This is a genomic window from Pueribacillus sp. YX66, from assembly GCF_041725775.1.
Taxonomy (GTDB): domain Bacteria; phylum Bacillota; class Bacilli; order Bacillales; family UBA6769; genus Pueribacillus.
Map to the genome: position 1 here is coordinate 1 of NZ_JBEUEL010000003.1, position 25,583 is coordinate 25,583.

General features: G+C 37.3%; 16 protein-coding genes and 1 pseudogene. 10 read left to right on the forward strand and 7 right to left on the reverse strand.

Features of this window, described 5'->3' with window-relative positions:
- Positions 1 to 839: IS21 family transposase (istA, locus tag ABU914_RS02080; RefSeq protein WP_379668103.1), on the reverse strand; the 839-nt coding region annotated here is incomplete at its 3' end.
- Positions 840 to 1,272: 433 nt separating this feature from the next.
- Between istA and ABU914_RS02085 the strand changes: the two genes are divergently transcribed.
- The 6 genes and pseudogenes from ABU914_RS02085 (at position 1,273) to ABU914_RS02110 (ending at position 13,687) form a co-directional block, all read left to right on the forward strand.
- On the forward strand, positions 1,273 to 3,813 hold the full coding sequence (locus tag ABU914_RS02085; protein ID WP_379668104.1) for an MrcB family domain-containing protein: 2,541 nt from the start codon (positions 1,273 to 1,275) through the stop codon (positions 3,811 to 3,813).
- On the forward strand, positions 3,788 to 6,313 hold the full coding sequence (locus tag ABU914_RS02090; protein ID WP_379668105.1) for a DUF2357 domain-containing protein: 2,526 nt from the start codon (positions 3,788 to 3,790) through the stop codon (positions 6,311 to 6,313). Before ABU914_RS02085 ends, ABU914_RS02090 begins: the two co-directional genes overlap by 26 nt.
- A 307-nt stretch (positions 6,314 to 6,620) precedes the next feature.
- The gene (locus tag ABU914_RS02095) at positions 6,621 to 8,141 is read left to right on the forward strand and encodes a malate:quinone oxidoreductase (RefSeq protein WP_379668106.1); all 1,521 of its coding nucleotides are present in this window, start codon (positions 6,621 to 6,623) and stop codon (positions 8,139 to 8,141) included.
- Between the two features lie 562 nt (positions 8,142 to 8,703).
- Positions 8,704 to 9,134, forward strand: a pseudogene (locus tag ABU914_RS02100) (reverse transcriptase domain-containing protein); the annotation flags it as partial.
- Between the two features lie 2,207 nt (positions 9,135 to 11,341).
- Entirely contained in the window at positions 11,342 to 12,739 is a 1,398-nt protein-coding gene (locus tag ABU914_RS02105; protein WP_379668107.1) for a glycosyltransferase family 2 protein, read from the forward strand.
- Between the two features lie 168 nt (positions 12,740 to 12,907).
- On the forward strand, positions 12,908 to 13,687 hold the full coding sequence (locus ABU914_RS02110; RefSeq protein ID WP_379668108.1) for a polysaccharide deacetylase family protein: 780 nt from the start codon (positions 12,908 to 12,910) through the stop codon (positions 13,685 to 13,687).
- A 446-nt stretch (positions 13,688 to 14,133) separates the two neighbouring features.
- On the opposite strand, the gene ABU914_RS02115 is transcribed toward ABU914_RS02110, so the two are convergent.
- A complete protein-coding gene (locus tag ABU914_RS02115; protein WP_379668109.1) occupies positions 14,134 to 14,619 on the reverse strand; it encodes a hypothetical protein in 486 nt (161 codons plus the stop codon).
- A 197-nt stretch (positions 14,620 to 14,816) separates the two neighbouring features.
- Here ABU914_RS02115 and ABU914_RS02120 point away from each other — a divergent pair, with 197 nt between their 5' ends.
- Positions 14,817 to 15,869 carry a glycosyl hydrolase family 18 protein gene (locus tag ABU914_RS02120; RefSeq protein ID WP_379668110.1) on the forward strand — a complete coding sequence of 351 codons (1,053 nt, stop codon included), beginning with the start codon at positions 14,817 to 14,819 and terminating at the stop codon, positions 15,867 to 15,869.
- Between the two features lie 656 nt (positions 15,870 to 16,525).
- Here ABU914_RS02120 and ABU914_RS02125 read toward each other — a convergent pair.
- Positions 16,526 to 16,978 (reverse strand): hypothetical protein, encoded by a 453-nt coding sequence (locus ABU914_RS02125; protein ID WP_379668111.1) that lies wholly within the window; start codon positions 16,976 to 16,978, stop codon positions 16,526 to 16,528.
- A gap of 1,138 nt (positions 16,979 to 18,116) precedes the next feature.
- Between ABU914_RS02125 and ABU914_RS02130 the strand changes: the two genes are divergently transcribed.
- Entirely contained in the window at positions 18,117 to 18,737 is a 621-nt protein-coding gene (locus ABU914_RS02130; RefSeq protein WP_379668112.1) for a DUF3298 and DUF4163 domain-containing protein, read from the forward strand.
- Positions 18,738 to 18,753: 16 nt separating this feature from the next.
- Here the strand turns inward: ABU914_RS02130 and ABU914_RS02135 are convergent, their stop codons facing one another.
- Positions 18,754 to 19,725, reverse strand: a complete 972-nt coding sequence (locus ABU914_RS02135) for a carbon-nitrogen hydrolase family protein (RefSeq protein ID WP_379668113.1) — start codon at positions 19,723 to 19,725, stop codon at positions 18,754 to 18,756.
- Positions 19,726 to 19,892: 167 nt separating this feature from the next.
- On the opposite strand from ABU914_RS02135, the gene ABU914_RS02140 reads away from it, so the two are divergent.
- Entirely contained in the window at positions 19,893 to 21,203 is a 1,311-nt protein-coding gene (locus ABU914_RS02140) for an NAD(P)/FAD-dependent oxidoreductase (RefSeq protein ID WP_379668114.1), read from the forward strand.
- A 168-nt stretch (positions 21,204 to 21,371) separates the two neighbouring features.
- Positions 21,372 to 21,776 (forward strand): TSUP family transporter, encoded by a 405-nt coding sequence (locus tag ABU914_RS02145; RefSeq protein ID WP_379668115.1) that lies wholly within the window; start codon positions 21,372 to 21,374, stop codon positions 21,774 to 21,776.
- 295 nt (positions 21,777 to 22,071) lie between these two features.
- Here ABU914_RS02145 and ABU914_RS02150 read toward each other — a convergent pair whose 3' ends face one another.
- From ABU914_RS02150 to ABU914_RS02160, 3 genes are all read right to left on the reverse strand, one after another.
- Positions 22,072 to 23,412 carry an aminotransferase gene (locus ABU914_RS02150; RefSeq protein ID WP_379668116.1) on the reverse strand — a complete coding sequence of 447 codons (1,341 nt, stop codon included), beginning with the start codon at positions 23,410 to 23,412 and terminating at the stop codon, positions 22,072 to 22,074.
- A 130-nt stretch (positions 23,413 to 23,542) separates the two neighbouring features.
- Positions 23,543 to 24,589, reverse strand: a complete 1,047-nt coding sequence (locus ABU914_RS02155) for a taurine ABC transporter substrate-binding protein (RefSeq protein ID WP_379668117.1) — start codon at positions 24,587 to 24,589, stop codon at positions 23,543 to 23,545.
- Between the two features lie 55 nt (positions 24,590 to 24,644).
- A complete protein-coding gene (locus ABU914_RS02160) occupies positions 24,645 to 25,448 on the reverse strand; it encodes an ABC transporter ATP-binding protein (RefSeq protein WP_379668118.1) in 804 nt (267 codons plus the stop codon).
- Positions 25,449 to 25,583 lie beyond the last annotated feature (135 nt).

Below are 25,583 nucleotides of genomic sequence, written 5' to 3' on the forward strand. Positions count from 1 at the left end.
GCTTCATGTAAACTTGAGAACGTGTGTAGTGAAGAAAAAGCTTTTCGTCTAATAAACTCAACACTTCGCTCTACATGTCCTTTCTCATTACCTTTTCCTGGATTGCATAAGCGGATATGAAATCCGTAGTAGTTTGATAGATGCTTCATACTGTCTGTAATTTTCCGCTCTGTCCCGATGAATCTTTTAACAACCGTGCGCATATTATCGTACGTGAAGACGGATGGAATGAACCCTATCTCGTCAACAAACTTTGAATGCACATCTAAAACACAAACTTTTGATTCAGATTGATACAGCTTAGCGAAACGGTAGTTACTGTAAGCTAGTGTAAAGACAGCTAAGGAATAACTTTTTAGTTTTCCGTCAATCTCTAGCTTGACTTCACCCCAATCAAACTCAACTTCATGCCCCGGTTCTGAGTGTCTTCGAATAAAGACTTCTTTTGATTTTGCAGTTTCTTCATTCACAAAATTGCGTACCGTTGTATAGCTGATCAAATGCCCGTCATTAAGCAGCTCCTCATGCATGTCTATCATTTTCATTTGTTGCTTTCCCATGTAGTGCTTTCTTTTCCACTCATTGTCCCTTATGTATCCACGTAGTTTCGTTTTGATTTCATCGGTTAAGACTCGTTTTCTGCCTCGTCTTTTTTTGTAAGTGGGTGGCTTTAAAATCTCTTCTGTAAGCGGAAGGTTACGCACATCCTTCTCTTTACTGTTCTCAAATTCTTGAATATATTTCGCTACTGTATTCCGTGATTTTTTCATCTTCTTGGCAATCTTTCTTTTACTCATCCCTTCTAAATGTAATTGGATAATTGTTTGTTTTTCTGTCAACGTAATCACTCCTAAGATATCCCCCTAACTAGAATCGTTAGGGTTATTTTCTATCAAGAGTGGATCAGTTTTCAATTGTCATGGTGGATCACTTTTAAGTTACCATATACACCGAAACGGTTCACAAGCAACCTGAGATTGCACAAGCATCCTAAACAACGTAATGGAGGCTTTACATGGAGAGGCGGGCATGATAGCCTCGTTTGGCGGTGCCGATGCTGTGACATCTGGCTTCTCGGCAGGTGAATCTTGCCTGTAGAGGCTCCATGTCTTGCCTTTATGGATCGTCCCACTCCCACATTCAGAGCGAAAGGAGAGAAAACACATAACTTAAATTTTTTCTCTTTGTGTTTTGACAAAGGGGGCATTACAATGAGTCCAAGATGGTATAATTGTTTCAATACTATTTATGCAGAACTATGGAGTGTTTTAGATGATAATAGATCTTTTACTCGAATATGGACGCCAAATCAAACAAGTAGAAACACTTGGCAATGTGATGCCTAATAAAATTACTAAAGTAAATGATAATGGATTTTATGTTGAAACAAATAGTTCCAGAGGAAAGTATAAAACTGGTAAGTATGAGAGTCCATATGTTCTCGTTAAAAAAGAATGGATAGTAGAAGCTTGGGAAATACTTTGCAATAAAAGACAATGTACATATGAAGATTTTAAGCACATTGGACGAAGACAATCATTTATTATGGCTTTTTTTGTAACACTACCATTTATTGAGGAAGTTAAATATAAAGGTAAAGTTTTTATCCAGTTTAAAAAATACCAGACGGATGATTTACCTTCAGAACGATATCAAAATGTGATAGAATTTTTGAATGACATCGTAAATGGAAAATATGATCCGGATAGGCTTAGTCAACAAATCCAGGATGATAAGATATATCGATTAAAGTCTCGAACAAGACTCGATTTAAGAATATTAGGATTTCTTAATGAGGATTATCAAAAAAATCATATGATACTTCAAGAGTATTCGACATCTCCTGATAAAACAAAATATTTGAGAGAACTTATGTTGAAATCTCCTTATCTATCAATGGTGTTTGAGTTGCTTAAATATTTAAAAGCTTATTCTTTGTCTGAAAAACGCCAACTATTGATAGAGGTAGGACGAACTGTAGTTTACAATTCGCGCGGGGATAATCTTATGGTTGAATCAGTTGCAAGTGAGAGAACTCGTAATCTTCTCACATGGTTTAAGAACGTGGGTTTAATCGATGAAAAAGGAGATCCTATTGAATTGGGACAAATACGTGATTTATTTATCAAAATTATGAATACATATCTCGACGCCAAAAGGGATCCCTTCTCTGGCCATCCAATCGGTTCAGTACTTAGGAGAGATCTCCCGGATGAATTAAACAAACTGTCTTTTATTCAGCAAGAACGATATTTGGTTAGAGGTTCCGTTGGAATGGGAAATTGGGCATTTGTGCCTTGGTTGGCAATTATGGATAACAAAGTTACGACCACTACCCAAGAGGGTTATTATATTGTGTATCTTTTTAGTGAAGACATGAAAAGGTTATACCTCACACTTGCTCAAGGCGTAACAGAATCTTCTAGGGATCAAATGGCAAAAAGAAAAAATAAAATACGAAATGTGATTCAAACTGATCCAAAAGTAAAGAAGGATAATGATATTCAACTTGGTGATAGTCAAAAAGCAAAACAATATGAGTTCTCGACAGCCTTATATATAAAATATGAGTTAGATGATTTTCCTTCTGACCAAGAATTGATAAATGATTTAGAAAAAATGATCGGATACTATCAAACTTTTTATAATTATGATTCTCAAGGTACTGAAGAACATAGCGAGGTAAAAGAGAATCAGCCAATCTTTGCATCAAGTGAAGAATTAATTGATCACATTCACACTTACATTTCAGGAAAAGGCTTTTTCTATTCAAAAGAAAATATTATGAACTTGTATCTTTCATTAAAAACAAAGCCTTTCGTTATTTTATCAGGCATATCTGGAACTGGGAAAACACAAATTGTGAGGAACTTTGCTGAAAGTTTAGGTGCCACTGTTGATAATGGTCGACTCATGATGATTCCAGTCCGTCCAGACTGGAGTGATGGGTCGGATTTATTAGGTTATACCGATTTGAAAGGGAAATTTAATCCAGGTCCTTTAACGATTTTGTTACAAGAAGCTTCTAAACAAGAAAATCGGGACAAGCCATATTTTATATTGTTAGACGAAATGAATTTAGCAAGAGTGGAGTATTATTTCAGTGATTTATTAAGCATCATGGAAAGTCGTGAATGGAAAGGCGATCAAATTGTCACGGATTCCATTCGATTAGACAATGAAAGTGGGAAAAGTGTTAGTATTCCAGATAACGTGTATATGATCGGCACTGTGAATATGGATGAAACGACACATCCGTTTAGTCAAAAGGTTCTTGATCGAGCGAACGCCATTGAGTTTAACGATGTAAAGCTAGATGATTTTTCATTTTTTGATGATGAAACTGCGTTACCAGAACCTGTCGAGGTTTCAAACGTTTTGTTACGAGGGCAATATATTCGATTGCAAGAAGCTTATAGTCAAGAAAAAGACTTCATTCATAAAGTGACCGAAAAGCTTGTAGAAATTAATTCAATTTTAAGTGAAATGAATGCGTCATTTGGTTATCGAATTCGTGATGAAATTTGTTTTTATATGATTCATAACAAAAACGCTCAGTTATTAGACGAGGATGAAGCATTTGATTTTCAAATACATCAAAAGATATTACCTAGACTGACGGGCAGTAATGAGCAAACGTATCGTGTGCTTAAAAACCTTTACCAATTCTGCACGAATCGCATTGTTGAAGACGATCAAATCGATACATTAAAAGAAGATTTGGAGCATGTGACATATCCTAAATCAGCTTCAAAGTTGGCTGATATGATTAGGAGGCAGTTTGAAGATGGCTTTACCTCCTTCTGGTTCTGATGAATCCGTGACTCAACTCGTCGTTATTGAGACATCTGAACTCTCGCTCTACATTAAAGGAAAGCCATATCAGGAAAAGTTTGAGAGCTTAAAACGATACAAACCGATGGCTGATGGCTTCATTGAAACGATGCAATTTTCCTGTAAAGGTGTGGGCTTAGAGTCTGTTGAAATATTTGATGTAAGCGAAGGACGATTAATTGAAAAAGGGGAGCATCCGCCCATCTTTTTTGAAAACGGTGTGTATCAACTTGTTGTCGAATCGAAACGTGGGAAAACATTAATTTTTGACCATGAGCACCCCGGTTTACGTAAAGCAATAGGACCAGTTGGTAAAGATGGTCGCATACTTATTGGCAATTTAATCTTTACAAATGAAGTTGGACTGACAACTTTTCAGATAAAAGAAAACCGACGTATTTTACTTGAAGTGACGTTGGAAATTTATCCGACGAAACTTGATTATAAAGAGGATTACCAACAGTTGTTAAAAGAAGTGAATGATGAGATCTATAATTTGGCGTTTGACTTCCTGAGAAAAACGTTCTTAGGTTCTTCACCAGTGTATTCAGGAAAGCCATCTCTCACGGAATTTTACCGTCTTTTGCAACATTTTTATAAGCAGTTTCTACAAGCGATTGAACGCATCGAACAACAACCACATCATCAATTGGTTACTCAATATCGTTATGTTCGTGGCGATCAAATGAAACGGATCGATGGAACAATTCGGCGAAGATTACAAAGAAGAGCGAGTCTTTTTGAAGATGTTCAAAGTGGTCTTTCAATTCATGGACGCGAAGTATTGCCACGTAAAGGTTGGACATTTAAGCAAGACCTATCCTTTGATACGTTAGAAAATCGATTTGTGAAGTGGATGATGGAAAGGTTAATTCATAAGATTGCACATCTTTACGATAAACTTACAGAAAAACATGGATTTTATGATAAAAAAGTAGATGAAGACTTATTGGTGCAAGTTTCAGCAATGAGACAGCAATTACTTCATAAAATAAGACAGCCGTTCTGGCAAGATATTGGGAAACTTGATCGCACGGTGATGAGTCTTGTTTTACAAATGAAGCCAGGATACAAAGAAGCTTTTCGCATTTACCTTATTGTCTCAAGAGGGTTAACACTTCAAGGTCAACTAATGAAAATGTCAGTAAAAGATATTGCGACCCTTTATGAATATTGGACATTCCTTAAGATGGGGCAGATTCTTGCAAAGAAATATGAGACGGTTTCTCAAAATATCGTAAAAGTGAAGCGGGACGGATTATTTGTTGATTTAGATCAAACGAAATCAGCAAAACGTGTGTTTAGACACCCGTTAACTCACGAGAAAATTATCTTGAATTTTCAAGCAAGAGGGAAAGGTTTGCCCACCGTGCCTCAAAAACCAGACATTTTGATAAGTATTGATAAAAAGGATCAAGCATTTCCGTATAATTATGTGTTCGATGCGAAATACCGAATTGATTTTGCTGCACCAGGTAGTTATTATGAATACCAATATGAGGAGCCAGGACCATTAGAAGAAGATATTAACACGATGCATAGATATCGGGATGCGTTAGTTGTTCAACAAGAAGGTCCTTATGAAAGACATGCTTTTGGCGCGTATGTGCTTTTTCCTTGGAATGATGAGTTTGGGTACCAATCCCATCATTTTTATAAAAGCATTGATCAAGTGAACATAGGTGGCTTACCGTTTTTACCGAGTGCCACTTCTCTTGTCGAACAATTTGTAGAAAGATTAATTAATGCAAGTCCAGAAGAAATACACCAAGAGGGTATTTTACCACGTGGAACTTTAGAATATTGGCAATCATCGTTAGAAGAAAAAGTTATCGTTGGAAATGTGAATGGCTTAGACAGATATCATGCACATATGCGTTATCGTTTTTATCATATTCCTGTTCGTCGACTAAAAGGAAATTGGCATGAAGCACGTTATATTGCGCTTTATGTCCCGCAAAAAGTATCGTCAAAAGCTGAAGTGCGAAACGGGATTACGTACTTTGGAAAAATTGTTAGTACAGATATAGTGAAACGATCAGATATCAAGGAGATTCCATCAATAAACGAAGAAAGGTACGTTCAATTCCATGTTGATGGTTGGCGCAGATTAGATCATACGATTGGTCCTGTAGGTTATGGAATCATATCATACACATTTACAACGCTTCAAATGTTAAAGCGAGCCCGTGAACTTCCGGAACTTTTCGTAAAGTCAGAAGAAGAACTAGCATTATGGCGTATGTTGCGTAGATTGCATCAAAAGGTAAACATTGATTTAGATAGTCGATCCCTTGATCTTGCAAATCGGATTAAGGCTTATTCGATTCAGGGGTTTAGATTTTTCATTCGTGAAAAAGAGCGGACCATAGAAATATCAAGACGTGGAAGCATTATTAAAATCTACTCCTTAGATTTATTAAGGAATAGCCCATCGACTGTTTTTCGAGAAATTGCTGAGATGTTACGAGAAAAGTAAAGTTCATGTTTTGAAATATTTTATTTAGATATTCACTACTCTTTTAAAAAGAGTGGTGTATTTTTTTAATTTTCTATCACGGTTTTGTATATAAATCTATGCTAAAATAATCAGTCCATAAGTTTTTCCAACTCTACTTGTTTTTAAGTCCCTTTTAACTTCTAAAAGTAGTATAATAGTAGCGGGTATAAATCTAGTATTATCATTGATTCGGAGAAGATGTGTTTGGTGTCGTTTTGTTTAACTAGGTGCTTAAGCAGAGCATCTGTATTCATTCTGCAAATCATAATTATATAAGGTGGTTAAAATGGGCGGCGAACAAACTGAAACAGACGTTATTTTAATTGGTGCTGGGATCATGAGTGCGACGTTGGGGACTCTTTTTAAAGAGTTGGTGCCTGACTGGAACATTACCGTACTTGAGAAGCTATCAGAAGCTGGAGAGGAAAGCTCGAATGAATGGAATAATGCGGGAACAGGGCATGCTGCATTATGCGAGCTCAATTATACTGACGAGAAACCAGATGGCTCTATCGATATTAGCAAAGCGATTAAAATTAATGAACAGTTTCAGGTCTCATTGCAATTTTGGTCTTATCTCATCAAGAACAAGATGATCCATAATCCACAGGACTTTATTCGGCCATTGCCTCATATGAGTCTAGTACAAGGAGAGGAAAATGTAACGTTTTTAAAAAATCGCTTTGAAGCGATGTCAAACAATCCTCTTTTTGAAGGTATGCAATTTTCTGATGACCCGGAAAAACTAATGGAATGGATTCCGCTTATTATGCAAGGTCGTACCTCGAATGAACCGATAGCAGCAACTAAAATTGATGCGGGTACGGATGTTAACTTTGGTGCGTTAACGCGTATGTTGTTTGAGCATTTGAAAACGAAAAATATTAATATTCACTACAACCATCGAGTCGATGATCTTAAACGGGCTAGCGATGGTTCGTGGCGAGTGAAAGCGAAAAATCTCAAGAGTGGTCGTGTTAAATACCATAAAGCGAAATTTGTTTTTATCGGTGGCGGGGGAGGTAGCCTTCCTTTGCTGCAAAAATCTGGTATTCCTGAAGGTAAACAGATTGGAGGATTCCCAGTTAGTGGAATCTTTTTGGTGTGTAAAAATCCGGAGGTTGCTGCGCAGCATCATGCAAAAGTGTATGGTAAAGCGAAGGTCGGTGCGCCACCAATGTCTGTCCCACATCTTGATACACGATATATCGACAATAAAAAAACGTTGTTGTTTGGACCATTTGCTGGCTTTTCACCAAAGTTCTTAAAAACAGGTTCAAATTTAGACTTAGTCACTTCAGTTAAACCGAATAATGTGTTAACGATGTTGGCAGCGGGCGCAAAAGAGTTATCATTGACGAAGTACTTAATCCAGCAATTGATGTTAACGAAGGAACAGCGAATGGACGAGTTGCGTGAGTTTATTCCGAATGCGAAAAGTGAGGATTGGGAGATTGTCGTTGCGGGTCAGCGAGTGCAAGTGATTAAAGATACAGAGGAAGGCGGTAAAGGAACGCTTCAGTTTGGTACGGAAGTGATTACTTCCGCCGATGGCTCAATCGCTGCATTGCTAGGTGCTTCACCTGGCGCTTCTACTGCCGTACACGTTATGCTCGAAGTTATTAAAAAATGCTTTCCGCAACATTTAAAAACGTGGGAACTGAAAATTAAAGAAATGGTGCCGTCTTACGGCCAGTCACTCATGGAAAACCCGGAGTTACTTCACGATATTCAGACGCTAACCGCGCAGACGCTTGGCTTAAAGGATGATACAGAACGAAAATCTCAAATTTTACAGGAAGCGTAAATTTGCCAAAACGGCAAGTTTACGCTTCTTTTGGTGTGATCGGAAAGGGTGTAGTCTATAGGGTGCTAGTCGCGAGCCACGAAGGCAGAAGTAGTGGTTAGTTAATTCGCGGTGACGCGGAATCTGAAGGAAGCGAGCGGCAAACTTCCGGTCCGAGGAACATGAACATCATATGAAGCTAGGTATCACTGGACGAGTTTGCCAAACAAAACAAAGTCCTTTCTGCCAAAGGTGATACAGAGTAAATGAAGCGGATAGATGGAAGGAAAGATTACATCCTTACCTTGAGAGGTCCGATGGATACGTGAAGTCCCTTTCATAACCTGCTTAGAGATATGCAGCTGAACCATCAGGAGTCAGCAGACGTCATAGTACGAATCGGTCTAGAATGATTCGGAAGGACGGAACAATGAAGAGAGAATAGCCCTTTGCATTCAGTCGGTCATGATGAACACAGAAAACATGAGTACCTCACTTGAGGGAGGAGACGGTGAATTCCGTTGGGGAACCGTTTGGAGGGTGGAGTGACCGCTGGCGCTATTCACGGAAGGACAGAATAACGATGCTTTTGAATCAAATTCTATCACGACAGAAGATACTTCTCGCACTCAAACGAGTGGAACAGGATAGAGGGAGCCATGGTGTAGATATGATGCCCGTACAAAACCTACGTCAGCACATTCTCGAAAACTGTTCATCCATAAGAGAAGCTATTCTTAAGGGTACCTATGAACCCATGCCCGTCCGTAGAGTCGAGATCCCGAAACCTGACGGCGGCATTCGGCTACTCGGCATCCCAACCGTGACAGATCGTTTTGATTCAACAAGCCATGGCCCAAGTACTATCGCAGAGATATGACCCAACCTTTTCTGAACACAGTTATGGCTTCCGCCCTAATCAGAGTGCCCATGCTACAGTAAGAAAAAGAATATATCTAGGATGGGTACAGATGGGTAATAGACATGGACTTAGAAAAATTCTTTGATAAGGTGTATTTCGCAAATGAAAATTGAACCATCTTAATTTGATGCTGTTCACCAGTTTAGATGGTAATTATTTGAATCTGCACAGGCTTGACACGTAGCCTCTATGGGTAGACTTATTTGCGAAAGCGTGGTTAGCACCCCACCAAACGCTCAAGGATATCATACCCACCTCTCTATATAAAGCCAATGGAGTTTAGAAAAGTTTAAAAATAACTGGTTTAGGGCGAGCATTTTTTAATTATCATCACATCATCTGGTTCAATTTTCTATTAACATTTACAAGATGTCATATTCGAATGGAATATCGACTGAAGAAGCTGAACCAATACTTAATCGGCTGGTGTGGTTATTTTGCAATGCAATAGAGGACACTGCATCCACCTTTGAAAACCTAGATGGTTGGATACGTCGGAGACTTCTCGCATGTGCTTATGGAAAGCTTGGAAAAAGCCAAAGGCAAAGATACATAACTTAGTGAAACTGGGAGTATCTCACTGGCAAGCCTATGAGTGGAGAAACAGTCGAAAAGGCTATTGGCGAAGCGCAAATAGTTCGATACTATATCGAACTCTTGACATCTCCTATTGGAGAAGCTGAGGGCTCAGAAGTCTACATGACCGTTATGAATTCTTGCGTTACCAACCTGAATTGAACCGCCGTATACGGAACCGTACGTACGGTGGTGTGAGAGGACGGAGGTTAATCACCTCCTCCTATTTGATTTAAGACTAAATACGTCTTGTCTGAAATTGAAGTTACTTTTTTGTATTCAAAATTATTTATTTCCTTTTAATCCCATAACTTATTGCCCGGGATTTGAGTAAGTGTTCTTTCAATTGCAAGGTTGTTTAATAATTACGTCATTCCTAGAAAGCAGGTCCCTGGGTAGGAAATGCCCCAATCTTTTGACCTCAGTATAAGTTAATCCTTATCCAAGTTGCGTTTTATTTACACTTCCTCTTAAGGGTTCAGATGGCCACGTCTTAATTGTTTCAACTGCATGTTTTAGAATTAGGACGAATAGTATGCCGATTTCGACAGATATTTACCTTTGATCGTGAAATGACAGGACTTTTTATTGTTTTATGCAGTTGTATTACAAACCAAGCAAGACGTCGTAAAAAAATCTAATTAGCAGGTATATTCATTCGTTGTGCTGTTTTTCGACCAGCATCGTATTTGTAGAGAATGCCATCATATGGAAGCCAATCAACTGCAAATGTATCCGGGATAAGGAGACATTTCACACTTTTGACACAAAGTTTAATACAAAAAATTCTACTTCAGGAATGTCTAAAATGTGTACATTGTTCGAAAATTTAATCTCCTCGTCTTGGGCATAAAGTAGAGGGAGTAGGGGTAAAATCAAAAAATTCCATTTGATTAGTTTCTTCGAATATCGATTAGAAGAAGGAGGTTTATATAGGTGAAAACACTGATGTTACCATTTTACGGTTATATTTCCTTTTTATTCTGAAATAGTAATTACTAAAAAAATATGTAGACCTGTTTTTGTTTGTAATAAACAATTCGTAATAGTCTTCGAAGATTATTTTCCTTTTTGTCAATAGGTGCTATAGTAAAATACAGTATTTTAGTATACTTGTTGAATATGCTGAAAAGACGAGAAATGAAGTTTAAATAATCAAAAATAAGAGCATAGTTTCGTTTTCCTAATAACCTAAGCCTATCACTAAATGCATGTAAATGTATCCAAAAAAAATCTGGATACTACCGAGGTCTTGTCTCTTAAGGTTTGTTCATTCTAGATAAAAAGACGCTCTTCATATAAATAATCAAGTTTGTTGAACTAATGCCGTGAATCGTTATGCTTGTTTAATCGTTTCATTAAGATGAAAAAACGAATATCACTTCGTTGTGACAAACACTGAAATTTAGTTTTTATTAGGAATAAGTTATCAATTCACTTTTAACCCATGCCATACAAACATAAATACTTGGTTTGCTATTTGTCAGATAGAGGTGTTCTCTTTTCGTTTACAGATATCCAGCTGCATAGATGGTTCGAAAGAAAGAGTCACTTTAAATTACCTCTGTCTGCTTACATATTTTATAATTTTCAACTAACGTAAAAGCTTAAGATTAGAACGATAATGCATGAGGAGATGATTTTATTTTCTAAGGGAAATTAAAAAAACTGACTTCAGAAAATTAACGGACTGATTTAGTTTAGTTTGTAGGGGGGGACGGCAATGGGGTTAAAAATAACAATTGCTTTGTACACAATCTTTTTTATTTTCCAAGTTTTATACATCTTTGTTCCTTTGTTCACAGTGAAAGGCGGCCGGTACACAGAACGGTTGAAAAAAGAAAAAGGAATGTCTATTTTAGTTCCTGCTTTTAACGAAGAACATATCATTAAAAATTGTATTCAAAGTATTTTGCATATTGATTATGAAAACTACGAGGCCTTTATTATCAACGATGGATCCACTGACAGAACAATGGACGTACTTCATAGTTTGCTGGATTTACAAACTGTTAAAAGAGAGAAAGCCAATAGATTATTGCATAAAAAAGTAAAGAGTGTTTATCAATCAAAACGATATCCAAAAATATATGTGATTGATAAGCAGAACGGAGGAAAGGCAGATTCGTTAAATACTGGAACTGACTATGCCGCATTTGAAAATATTATTACTTTAGATGCAGATAGTGTTCTTGATGTAAATTCTTTGCAAGTAATTAACACTGCTTTAGAAGATGATAAAGTGTTAGCTGCAGGAGGAATGGTTCACATTGGTCAAGCTTTCCATGGAGATTATACGAATCCAAAACCTTATTTCAAAATTTCGAATCTATTAAAGTTTCAGTTTATCCAATATTTAGCTAATTTTTATTTATATAAGTCGACTCAAACAAAATTTAATGCGTTAGCTATTATTTCTGGTGCTTTTGGTATTTTTAAAAAGGAAATATTATTTGAAGTTGGAGGATATCGCATTACAATTGGCGAGGATATGGATATCACTATGCGTATCCAGAGCCTGATTAAAACAAAGTATAAAGATGCGAAAGTAAAATTCATTCCGGAAGCAGTATGTTACACGGAAGGTCCGGAGACGTTGAAAGATTTATTTAAGCAGCGCATAAGGTGGCAAAAAGCGTTTATTGATTGCATCATTAATTACGCAAAATACTTGCCTACAAGATTTAAGCCCAGCCTGACTGTTTTTTTAATCGTTGATGCGTTGTTATTAGGATCACTTACTGCTTTCCCGACTTTAATCGTTCCGTTTATCATTCTATTAACTGGGAATGGAGCCTATTTGGCGTTAATGTTATTCAGCTTCTCTTTTAGTTTGGGAATCTTTCAAAGCATAACATCCATAATCATTAACAATCGATTAGGGCATGGTTTTACGGCAACTGATCGTTTGCGTTTATGTTTGTTTATACCGTTCGAAATAGTTACGTATAGATTTCTAGGCGTTCTTTTTAATGTATTTGGAACAGTAGGTTATTTCATTAATAAAGATAGTTGGAATAAAGTAAAGCGAGTCGGTGATAGCCACCAAGACTACGGAAATGATCTTTCTGAAAACGGAACAGTTATCCCAATTAACCGCGATAAAGAGAAATTGGGCTAGGAGTGAGTTATTATTTTAAAGAAGTACATAAATCATATTGTTATTACAGTTTTTTTAATTCATTTTTCTATTTTAGCCGCATTCTTTGTACTTAATTTTAATACTATTGCAAATAGCAAACTTGAATTTTCTAAAGCAAGTGCTCTAGAAATAGATTACAATTATGAGTTGCGAAAATTTGGTCCTTTTAAAACAAATGAAAAAGCTGAAAAAATTCCTGTTTTAATGTATCACCGAATTATTTCTGAAGAAGAAATTGATGAAGACATTCATCATTACCAAGGAAAGTTATTCGATACGATTGTTACGCTGGAGCAATTTGAAGAACAGATGAAATATCTTCATGATAATAATTTTACGACATTAACATTGGCAGAGTTTCAAGCGTTTATGGATAAAAAAATTGAAGTCCCTAAGAAAAGTGTTTTGATTACTTTCGATGACGGATGGAAAGATAACTTTGCGAATGCGTATCCAGTGTTAGATAAATATGGATTTAAGGCAACAATATTCCTTATTACAAGCAAAATTGAAAAGGATCCAGCAGACTATGATCCGAAAGAACCACAATATTTAAGTCAAAGAGATATTATCGAATCAAATAATGTATTTACATTCGCTAATCATACCCACGCTTTTCATGAGCGAGATGATGAGGGTCAGGCATTTCTCATTTCAAAAGATAAAAAATCGATTAAGGATGATTTACAAAAAGCTATTAAAATCATTGGCGATAACAATGCGTTTGCATATCCGTTCGGGGAATACGATGAAGAAACGATGGCCATTCTAAAAGAGCTTGATATTCCTATGGCTTTTACAGTAATCGATCAAGGTATGGTTCATCCTGATGACAATTGGCTGGAACTGTCTAGAAGGGGTGTTTATCCATCTACAACAATGGAAATCTTTAAGAATTTAGTTACGTACGATTTGGGCGAAAAATAACGAGGGACGATCAATGCTCAGTTCTTTATACTAATTCGTATTTACTGAACAACTTGGAAGTGGTGTCTCTTTCAGTTCAGCGAATTGATTGTCGAAGCACATTTCTCTTAAGGCTGGAGAAGAGGATGATCCTGTTTTGACCACCATCTTTGAATTTTTTTGATCATCCTCGTTATTTCCTAAAGAATCAGTCTGAGCCTATTGAGGGAGGTTTGTATAGTATTGCCAAGATGCGGATTAGGTCTGCTGCAAGTGCGGGCAATGCTAGTTTAAAAACAGCTGCATGAAAAGTCCTTATTTTAAAAACATTCTCTGGAAAAATAAATTTATGTTACAAAATCTGAAAAGATTTTGTGGACCCTGTTTGCTATTTTTGCTCGCCTATTTTGAAGATGATTAATGGCTCGTAATAATACTTTTCTGGAATAAAGGCTAATTAGTAAATCTTATTTCGTTTCATCAACGCTTTTATATAAAAGAACTAATTCATTCTGTTCTAAGTGATTTACAAACTCTGATAGAAAAGCAAGTGTTTGTTCTAAGTCCGAATATAAAACATTCGCTCTTTTTGATATTGTTTTCATATCTTCAAAAAAAGCTTTAAGCATAAAGAGCATTTCTTGTTTTAATTTGTAGTTTGTTAGGCTTTCAAAATAGAGTTTTGTTTTTAATGGAATGTTATCTCGGTCAGTTTGTTCAATGCTTAACTCTTGTATAGCAAAATAATGCTTGAGAACGTTTTTGGAAATAAATGATTCATTTGCTTTCACTTGATTAAAAACGTCAGTCGCTATGTGTAACACTTCATTGATTTTTTCAGATTGCTTCGTTCGATGTTCTTTTATGATATAAAGGTGTTTTTCGAAAAAACCGTATTTTCTTTTTAACGCTGTAATTCTAGGAATAAAAGGAGAATAGATTTTTAAAAACAAATTTTTGTAGTATTCTCTTCTTTTTCTATGGTATCGAAACATTGTAAATAAACTTAATCCTATGCATGATCCGGCAAATAGCACTAAGAGGCTTATTAGCAAATAGTTGTTAATTACAACTCAACCTCCTTTTTTTAAGAGTATTAGTTCTATTATAATATAATTCTTTTTATAAGAAAAAGTTAAACGGAGGATCTATGAAAAAATTCGTTTATATTTTTTTCGTTTCACTTAGTATAATTGGGGGGATCTTGCTATTGTTTTTGTTGTCCACATCTAAACAGGAAAGTGAAATATATAGCATGTCTTTTATATATTTTGGAGATAAAAATGATTATATTGATTTTGTGGATCGTACGAATGGAGCGATAAACGTAGTTTCACCCAACTATTTTAATTTGAAAAGTGACGGAGAACTGAAGGTGACGGAAGATTTTGATGTCAGCTTTGTTCAGGAAATGCAAAAAAGATCGGTAAAAGTGGTTCCTTTTCTTTCCAACCATTGGGATCAAGATTTGGGTAAGAAGGCGTTAAAAAATAGGGAATCCCTTAGTACACAAATTGCGTCCTTTATTCAAGAGAACGATTTAGGAGGAGTCTCTGTCGATTTAGAAAATTTAACAGAACAAGACAGGGAGGACTTTGTTCATTTTATCAAATTGCTGCGCAATAAACTCCCAACGGATAAAGAGCTTTCGATCTGCATTCCTTCAAATCCAGACGGTCATAATGAAGGTTATTTTTCCGCTTTTGATTATCAAAAGCTTGTACCTCATATAGATCATTTTATTTTAATGACATATGACCAAAGTTATGAAGGAAGCGATGAAGGACCAGTTGCAAGTCTTCCATGGGTTGAACAATCAATTCATTATATACTTTCACAAGGTGTCTCTTCAGAAAAAATTGTGATGGGGATCCCTTTTTATGGAAGAATTTGGTCTGAAGATGGAGTTTTTAAAGGTACGAGTATGGGAAATTATTTAATAGCTGAAATGCTTCATTCAAACCCATCTCAAGTTATTTATAATGAAAATTTCCAATCTCCAAAAGCGAAGCTTCACGTTATTCACGGAAATGAATATTTCGTACCCGGCAAATATACGATTTGGTATGAAGATGAAAAGTCAATCGCATCAAAGCTTAGTTTAGTTCATAAATATGATTTAAAAGGCGTGGCCAGTTGGGCATTATCAATGGAAACTGAAGAGACTTGGAGTTATTTCCATGATGAGCTCAATAATCCATAAGTCTAGTCACTTGTTTTATTTTCAAGATTTTTATCTTGCTTTAACAGAGAATATGAAATTGCTTTAAAAAAGATTGGAAAGATTATAAAGAGACAATTTTTTGGATCGTGCTATTTGAAGAGGATTGGACGTTTACATGTGATTACGGCGGAATGCGACGCGTTTGATGACAGTTGAATGCTAATCTCGGGATTGAGATGCTGAGTGACAGCTGACGATTATGGAAGTAAACTCAGTTCATTGAAGTTAGTCATATTGCTCCGCTAATGAGTGCTCCGACGTTTGGAAATATAATTAAGAACCCTTCTGTTTCAAGTAAGGAGAACTTGAAACACGGCGGCTACAATATTGTTTTTTGCATCGGATGAAACGAGCCATATTATTGGAATTGAGCTGCCAGTCGAAGGCATGACAATAAAAATAAATTGTTTTTATAGGGCTTGTCCAAAAATCATTAAATGGAGTAGACGAAGGAAAATACTTTAATTTCTCACATCTAAATTACTAGGGTCATTTCCAAGGGTTTTGTTCGACTGAGCCTTCGACATATGCTTAAGGGTGCTTTTCAAGTCAGAGAATTCAGTTCCGAAATAAAAAGAAGCAAGCTTTATAAAAAAGCGAGTATGAATCCTATTGGAAACATACCCGCCGAAAATTTAAAAGCATTGAAATGACTCAATTCGATTTAAGTCGATGCCATAATAAACCCATCTAAATCTACTCCATCTAAAGCCCGCGACGGAATTTCTACCGACAAATGTTGGGAAAAACCAGAAAGATCTGTTTCTTAGCCAAACGTACGTAAACCGGAAAAGACATCCTCTAATTGCACCAGGATCGACTGCAAAAGTTTGGAATTGTGGCTGTTCTGGCGTGAATGATGGTGGTGGACTCGTTGGGGGTCCCGCTTGCCCAGCTCCAGATCCGCTACTAGGGAATGGTCCTGGTGGTCCTACAGGCTCACCGCTTGGAAATTGTCCAAAGTTAGGAAACCCGGGCTGTCTCCCTTGGCCTCCACTTGGAAATCCAGGATAAAGTTGATTAAAAAAATCTGGGAAAAGTTGTCTCTCATCATCATCATAATACGGATACTGATAATAATAATTCATTTTTACAATTTCCTCCCTTCCTTCTCATTACTATATGGTTATATGTACCAAGGTGTATAGGCACATGTCACAAAAAGGAGTGTCTGAAGGTTCGTTTCATTAATAGGAGACGAGCGAACGGTGGGTGCCAAGGATGTAGCGACACGTTAGACTTATAACTATTCACATTAAAAATACGTGTATATGATAGGCGGAAAGGACTTTGCGCGTAAAAATAATCTTTCGTAATTTAGTGAAAAATGGGGGAACGGAGCGGCATATTTTTAAAACGTTGATTGAAGAATGACCGAACTGAACACGATTCAAAAGAAAACTGAATATTGCTAAAGGTATGAAGCATATGTATTCCATTGCTTCAAAAACATACACAACAGAAACGTTATCAGTTGCACAAAAAGATCGTATGTATGATCGAGAAAAAGCAAATACGTATCCGAAGAAAGGTAAAAAGCCGGTCGCGATTCTAAAGGGGTAGGAACGGATTCGGGGAAAACAACATTGCGATTGTTGAAAACGAACTAAAGGTGAAATATATTTCTGCGACAATCGTCACTCTTGACGAAATTAAGGATTATATCCCCAAATACGCAAGTATAAGAAAACAGATCTGAACGAGGCTGCGCGTCTCGTTCATAAAGAATCTTATGATATCGGGGAATGTTGCTATTAAATCGGTTAATCAAAAAAACGGAAGAACTTTATTTATAAAAGTTCAAAGGCAAGAACTCGAAACTATAAAATGCTCGTAAAGAAGTTGAAAAAACATGATTATGCAATTCGTGCTTATGTTGTTTATGTTCCGCACCCAGTAGCAATTGAACGAGATGAAAAATGTGCTCAATGGACAGGAAGAAAAGTGCCATATCAAGTGATTAAACACACTCACAAACTTGTACCGAGGACGTTAAAGGTAATTTCTTGTAGTGGTATATGTTGCCCTCTCTGCATCTATAGTTCAGGATTAAGATGTATGGCAAGCTTCGGATAAGAAGTCGATGTTGTGTCGTTTATGCGGATGGATGAGGTGTAGTAAATCTAACATCGGGATCGCTACGGGCTCTTCTGAATTAACAGAATCACAGACACATTAGCCTTTTTCAAGAATACAATAGTTAAAAAATGCTGGGGGTTAGCAGGGATGGATATTACTTTTCCGGTGGATGTTAGAACGCTAAAAATTAGTAATGCTCCAAAGAAAGTTGTGTATTACCCTCAAGTGATTAATATGAGAAACTTAAAATTACAACAGTTTGTGAATCAGACAATCGTTGCCCACACTCAACAGTTGATCAACTTACAAGTTGAGGAGATGCCGTCACAAGTAGAAGAGATGATCGGAACGTATGAAATAAAGAACAATCAGCGAAAAGTTTTGAGCTTATCATTATCGAATTATACGTATCATTACTATGCTGCCCACGGGATGACGTATATTAAGTCTTTAACGTTTGATCTGAAAAAGGGAAAACTTTGTGAACTGAAAGATTTGTTTAAACTAGGAAGCAACTATGTTGATCGGCTTTCAACTTTAATTCAAAAACAAATAAAGCAACGTGATATTCAGACACTAGGTGACTTCACAGCCATCAAACCTAATCAAGATTTTTACATCGCAGACAAAGCACTTGTTATTTATTTCCAGTTATATGAAATTACTCCTTATGTTTTCGGATTTCCAATGTTTCCAATCTCTGTATATGAATTGCAAGACATCATTGATGAAGGTGGTCCTCTTGGACGAATGGCTATGAACAGTTAACATGAAAATCCTTAGCTTATTTTGCTAAGGATTTCGGTTTTTCTGCAACACTCGGTTTTCGATGTGCAACGTTTTTCTTATACCATCTTCTACCATGTAAGTGTTGATAGTTCCACGCGAGCGTTGGAATCGGTCCACGGTCGTGTAGCCAGTATTTATTTGGTATGTCCTGTTGCGGTGTTGTGCGTCCGATTTTGATGTTTCCGATGACAATCCCTTGCCCTTCGTGGCGATCGCGTAGTGCAATCGTGTTGCCTTCACCGTCGACAATCATTGAACCCGCTTCATAGTGCCCTTTATAATTCATTGGCATCCACGGCAACGGACATTCAATTTCCCCAACGTGGGCGGCGTGAATAATTGGTGCACCGACGTAAGTCGCAAAAACACGAACGGATTCTAGAGCAGTCCGCTCATTCTTTTCTTCCCAACGTGCAGTGACAGACTTTGGTACCCACGAAGGGACACTCCACCAACAGCTTCCTCCGACGATGACATCAACTTTTTCGCGTAGTCTCCTTGCTGTTTGCGAACGCATGAACTCCCAGCATAATGAAACCCCAACAGTTTGACGATCATTCATTTCAATGATACCGTCATCCGTTCCACCGATGTAAAAACAGTTTTCCCACATCGTTGGAATGTCTTTGTCGTGTCTACCGACAATTCCTTCTGGAGATACGAGGTAAAATGCATTACGAACGATATTGTCTTCATCTCTAGTAATGAAAGACCCACCGATGTACGCATGATGACGCTTTGCTAAATCAAGCAATAAATTTAATGCTGGACCATTCGGGGGCTGGATTGCATCGGTGATCCGAGGGTTAAAGGCCATTCCTGTCGTGAAAAATTCAGGGATGATAATCCACTTTGCTCCTTTTTTCCCTGCTTCGTTCGCCATGTTTTCACAGGCGGTAAGATTAGCGTGTAGATCACCAATTTTCGGTTCTAGTTGAATGGCAGCTACTGTCACATCATTATTCATATTCAGATGCAGCTCCTTTTGTAAACGCTATCATTTAAAGCGTAATCGATTGTAGGAGGTCAGGCAAGTCATTTAAAAAATAATAGCGAAAATTTGTAATCTTTTTACGAAAAATATGCGAATAGCGATATAATATGAACAATAGGGACGGATAAGGGGGCTTTTTCATGATGGATTACAAAAGCTTTTGGCTCGAACATGTTGGAAATTATGAACACTATTCTTCGTTACAAGATGATCAGAAAACGGATGTTTGTATAATTGGAGCGGGATATACAGGCTTGTCAACGGCGATTCATTTGAAAGAGAAAAATCCTTCGCTAGATGTAACGATTTTAGAAGCTGGTGTTGTTGGCATTGGGGCAAGTGGACGAAATGGTGGATTTTCGATGCGTTTGTTTGGAATTACAATGGACATTACACGGTTTCGACACGGAAAGCAAAAAACGAAGGAAGCTGATATGTATATGGTTGATGCCGTTGACTACTTAGAAACATTGATTAAGCGTTACGAGATTGATTGTGACTATGTACGTGATGGGATGATGACTGTTGCTACAAACGCTCAACAGTTAAACCATCTTGAAAAAGAGATGGAGCTTATCGACGATATCGGATTAAAAGGTTTCAAATGGATTGATCAAAAGGACACTCGTGAGCTCGTCAATTCACCGACATACTTAGCTGCTCGCTATGATGAGCATTGTGCTCTTTTGCATCCTGCTAAGCTCGTAAGAGGGTTGGCGAAAGTGGCGGAACGTTTAGGCGTGAAAATTTATGAAAATACAACTGTCATCGATGTAAAAACACGTACGAAAATCGTAGTGACATCAGGTGGGACGGTTCGTTCAGAAAAAATTTTATTCGCAACCAATGCATACTCATCGTTTTACCCGAAGCTAAAGAAGAAGCAAATTCCGATTTACACGTATATTTCATTAACCGAGCCGCTCTCGGATAAACAGCTACAAGCCTTAAATTGGGAGAAGCGAGTTGGCGTAGAAGATTTCCGCAACTTTTTGCATTATTATCGGTTGACGCCTGATAATCGTCTCATGTTCGGTGGAGGTGAGGCCTTTTATTATTATGGAAGTCCACTCGATCGGGACAAAAACAAAGAGATGGATGCACGGCTTCAACAGACCGTAGCTGAAATCTTTCCCCAGCTTGATGGGATTCAATTTACGCATCATTGGGGAGGACCGATCTCTGCATCACTCGATTTTATTCCGACGATTGGGAAAATAAGTAACGATATTTGGTATAGCATCGGTTGCATGGGACATGGTGTATCGTTAACGAATTACAACGGATTGACGTTAGCGGAGTTAATGCTTGAAGAGGAATCGAAACGGACAAACTTCTTTATTGTGAATCGACGAATCTTTTCGATTCCGCCTGAGCCCTTTCGGTATATTATCGTATCGGGCATCCGTGCAGCATTGCGATATGAAGACAAAAGGGGGTTACGTAAATAATGTTTCCGCTTTGCTTTATGGTGTTATGTCAAGAGTGATTAGGTTTGGTGAATGCAAACTGACGACTTGGTGGTTTTAAAAAAAAGGTGTTTGGTTGGATATTCTTTTATTTATTATTATTATTATTTTGTTTGCGTCGACATTGCAATCAAGTACAGGATTTGATTTTTGATTTTGGCGACGCCTTTTTTATTGCTATTATTTAAGCCGGCGGAAGCGATTCAAATTAATTTAATTTTATCGTTTGTAATTTCTGTTGTGCTTTATACGAAAATAAAACAAGATGTTCACGGTGGTATGTTGAAGCGACTACTAATCGGAAGTGCTGTCGGTCTGCCAGTTGGTATGTTTTTGTTTTTATTGCTCGACCTTTCAACATTAAAACTCAGTATTAGCCTCGTCATTATAAGTTTAACGATTATGCTTCTTTTAAACTTCCGTATGAAGCAAACGAAACTTCGAGATCTTATCGTAGGTAGTATGGCGGGACTATTAACGACAAGTATTGGGATGCCAGGTCCACCGGTGCTTCTTTACTTTGCAGGGACGCATACAGATAAAGCGATAGTATGAAGTACGACGCTCGTGTTTTATTTAGTTATTTATTCGCTAAGTGTAGGGGTTCAAGTGAGTGTTGGGGGAACGACGAAGTTGACGTGGATGGCGAGTGGGTTTGCATAGCCGTTTGTTTTTATCGGTATGTTTGTCGGTCAACGATTATTTAGGCGTATCAGTGAGTACCACTTTCAAATAGCGCTGTATATCATCTTAGTCTTTACAGGGCTGTACTTGTTAATTGAAAATGAATATAAGTCAAAAAGAACTGCACCTCCAATTTTTTTGGAGTGCAGTCCGAAGAATCCGTTAATTAAAGGTTAAAATCTTTTAGCACGGCTGTTAGCGTATCGACTAAGAAATGTAAGTCGTTTTCTGTTGATATAAGTGGTGGATTTAAACGGATGACGTTTTCGTCCATCGCAAAATGAAGCCCTTTGTCCTCACATGCTGCAGTAATTTGAGATATCCTTTCATCATTTAGCGGTTTTTTCGTTTTTTTATTACTGACAAGCTCAATTCCATAAAGAAATCCGATTCCACGTACATCTCCAACGATATTTAACGATTTTAATTCGTGTAGCCTACTCAAAATGGTATCACTTTGTTTGGAAACTTTGTTCATGAGCTTGTCTCTTTCAATAATTTCGATATTCTTTAAAGCAACGGCGCATCCGACCGGATGAGGCCCCATCGTTGAAAAGTGATTAAACTGATTGCCTTTTCTTTTAAATGTGCGATATATTTTTTCACGTACTGATGTTGCTGCTAATGGGATATAGGCTCCCGTCATTCCTTTCGCCATCGTAACGATGTCTGGCTGAACGCCCTTAGAGTGCATGAAGCCAAACCATTTCCCCGTTTTTCCAAAACCTGTGACGACTTCATCAACGATTAATAAAATCTCATATTTCCTACAAATCTTCGATAGTAGTTGTAAATATTCTTGTGAAGGTACGATGCAACCACCAGCAAAAAGGACAGGCTCTACAAAGATACCAGCGATCGTTTCGGGTTGTTCGCGTTGAATAACTTCCTCAATATAGTTAGCAACACTTTGTTCAATACTTTCTGTTTGATTTCCGAATGGTGGGCGATACTCATAAGGCGGTAGCACGTGTATAAATCCAGGTGTCATCAATCCTGGAAAGTCCGATTTAAAAACAGGCGTTGAAGATACATTTTGGACACCTAAAGTTCCCCCGTGGTAACCGTTATAATGTGAGATAAATTTATATTTGTTAGGATTTCCACTTTGAATGTGATACTGTCTCGCTATTTTTAATGCCACTTCGTTTGCCTCTGAACCACTCGTGGAAAAAAACGTCGTGTAATTTCCTTGAAGAATGTCGCTTAGTTTTGTTGCTAGTTCAATGGCTGGAATTTGTAATTTTGCAGGTGTGAAATAAGCTAAATGTTTCATTTGTTCTGTTGCAGCTTCAATCAGTTCTTCATGACCATAGCCTAAGTTTAGACAGCTATGCACAGAGGTTGCTTCAAAATATCTGTTTCCGTCAAGATCGATTGACCAGGCGCCTTCCCCTTTAACTGCAATCTGCGTTTTTGAGTTTTCATCAGATTCACTTAAACTTTGCCATAAATGGCGATTCGCTTTTTCATACAGTTGATCTATTTTTAAGTTGTGATTTGTCATTAACAATTAACCCCTTTCTAACCTTATGTTTATATGATAGGTTTACGGATTAAATCATTTTCAAATTGAATCGGTACTAGGGGGAGAGGAAATAGAGAGTTACGTTTTCTATATTTCTATGAACTTGTTCTTATTGAGCAATTGCATTGACAAATTGTGGATCGATTGCTTTTTTGAAAGCTTCTAAATCAGGGGCAGAAGTGATTGATTTTTGATTAACTAAAAAATCAGCGGTATCTTTTAATACGTCTGCCATATCGCCACCTAAATATTTTTCACTAGCTTGTTCTTTGGCATTCAACCATATTAATTGATCCATCGTTTCAGAAGCATCTTCGACTGAAATTTCTAATTCATCAGCTACGATTTGATAAGCTTCTTCAGGAGAAGAACGGAAAAACTCAACGCCATTATGAAAAGCTTCGATATATTTTTCAACAATGTCAGGATGTTTTTCAATAAAGTCAGTATTAACAACACAGACTTCTGCTGTAATTAACCCATCATTTGCGAGGTCTCCGCTCGTAAGGATGACGTTACCGCCACGATTCGCCATATTCCCTAACACCGGTTGCCAGACGTATCCACCATCGATCAGATCCCCTTCCCAAGCCGCGAATATATCTTGTGGCTGCATATCTAAAAGTGTAACGGAATTTTCATCGATGTTATTCAATTTAAGAGCATTTAACAGCATATAGTGTGGGGTTGAACCAAATGTAACGGCAATATCTTTTCCTTCTAAATCTTCTAATGATTTAATGCCACTATTTTCTTTCACAACTAAGGCTTCGTTATCTCCAAGAACGTCATAAATCCAGACGACTTTATACGAAAGATCTTGAGATATTCCGCTTGCTGCCATCGGTGTCCCGACTAAACCAGCATCGATACTTCCAGCAGCAACAGCCATATTGACATCAATTCCTGTGTCAAAATGATGCCACTTTACTTCTACGTTCATTTCTTTAAGTTTTTCTTCGATTAATCCTAATGACTTTGTGAGAATTTCCACATTAGGTATCGATTGATAACCGATATTAAATACAACAGTATCACTCGTTTCAGTATTCGATTTCGGTTCTTTTGAATCACCTGATTGATTGCTACAAGCATTTAAAACGAGTAGAAAAGCTATAAGTAAAAAATAAATCGTGTTAAATTTAAACTTTTTCATTTTAATTCGTCCCTTCATAATAGAATATTCAAAATGTAAATTTAAAGATAACTAGTTAAAGCTGTATCAAACTTACGATTTCTTCGCGCTTTTCGATGAACTCTGTTGTCGACCTAAATTTACGACTTTGTCCATTCCCAATTTCATACGGAAGTTGGTTGTCGTATTGTTTGATGATTTGTCCTGGGCGCGCTGACATGATAATGATGTTCGTTCCGAGAAGCAAAGCTTCTTCTACATCATGCGTAATAAAAAAGATTGTTTTGTTTGTTTCTTTCCAAATGGAGCGAATGACCTCTTGCATCTGCTCTTTTGCCATTGCATCTAAGGCACCGAACGGTTCATCCATTAAGATGATTCGCGGATCATTGACAAGTGCTCGGGCAATCGATGCACGTTGTTTCATTCCCCCAGATAACTCGTAAGGCGCCAGCTTTTTAAATTTTTCCAAACCAACCATTTTTAAATATTCATGTACAACGTTTTGACGTTCATGCAAAGGAATTTTTCGCATTTTCAATCCAAATTCCACATTTTGCTCGATGTTGAGCCAAGGGTAGAGTGTTGGTTGCTGAAAAACGACTCCTCGATGCTTATCTGGTTTGTCTGGAATGGGATCTCCATCAAGAAAAACCTCACCACTGGTCGGTTGTAAAAATCCGGCAATAATACGAAGAAGTGTTGTTTTCCCACATCCAGACGGGCCAAGCACACAAACAAAACTACCTTCTTGAATGTTTAGGTGGATATTTTTTAATGCGGATACGCTTTGAAGCCCAGCTTTATAATCTAAATTAAGATCTCGGATTTCGATGACATTTGGACGTTGTTGTTTTGCGACATCTTCTACGAATGCCATGAGTAAAATCTCCTTCATGTTTCATTTTTGCGAGCATGACTTCTAATTTTTAACTAAATGGTGTTAGTTTTATTGTTTTCGTGACTTGTATGCAATCAAGGTGATTCTGACATCGATAGTTCAGAACGATATAAT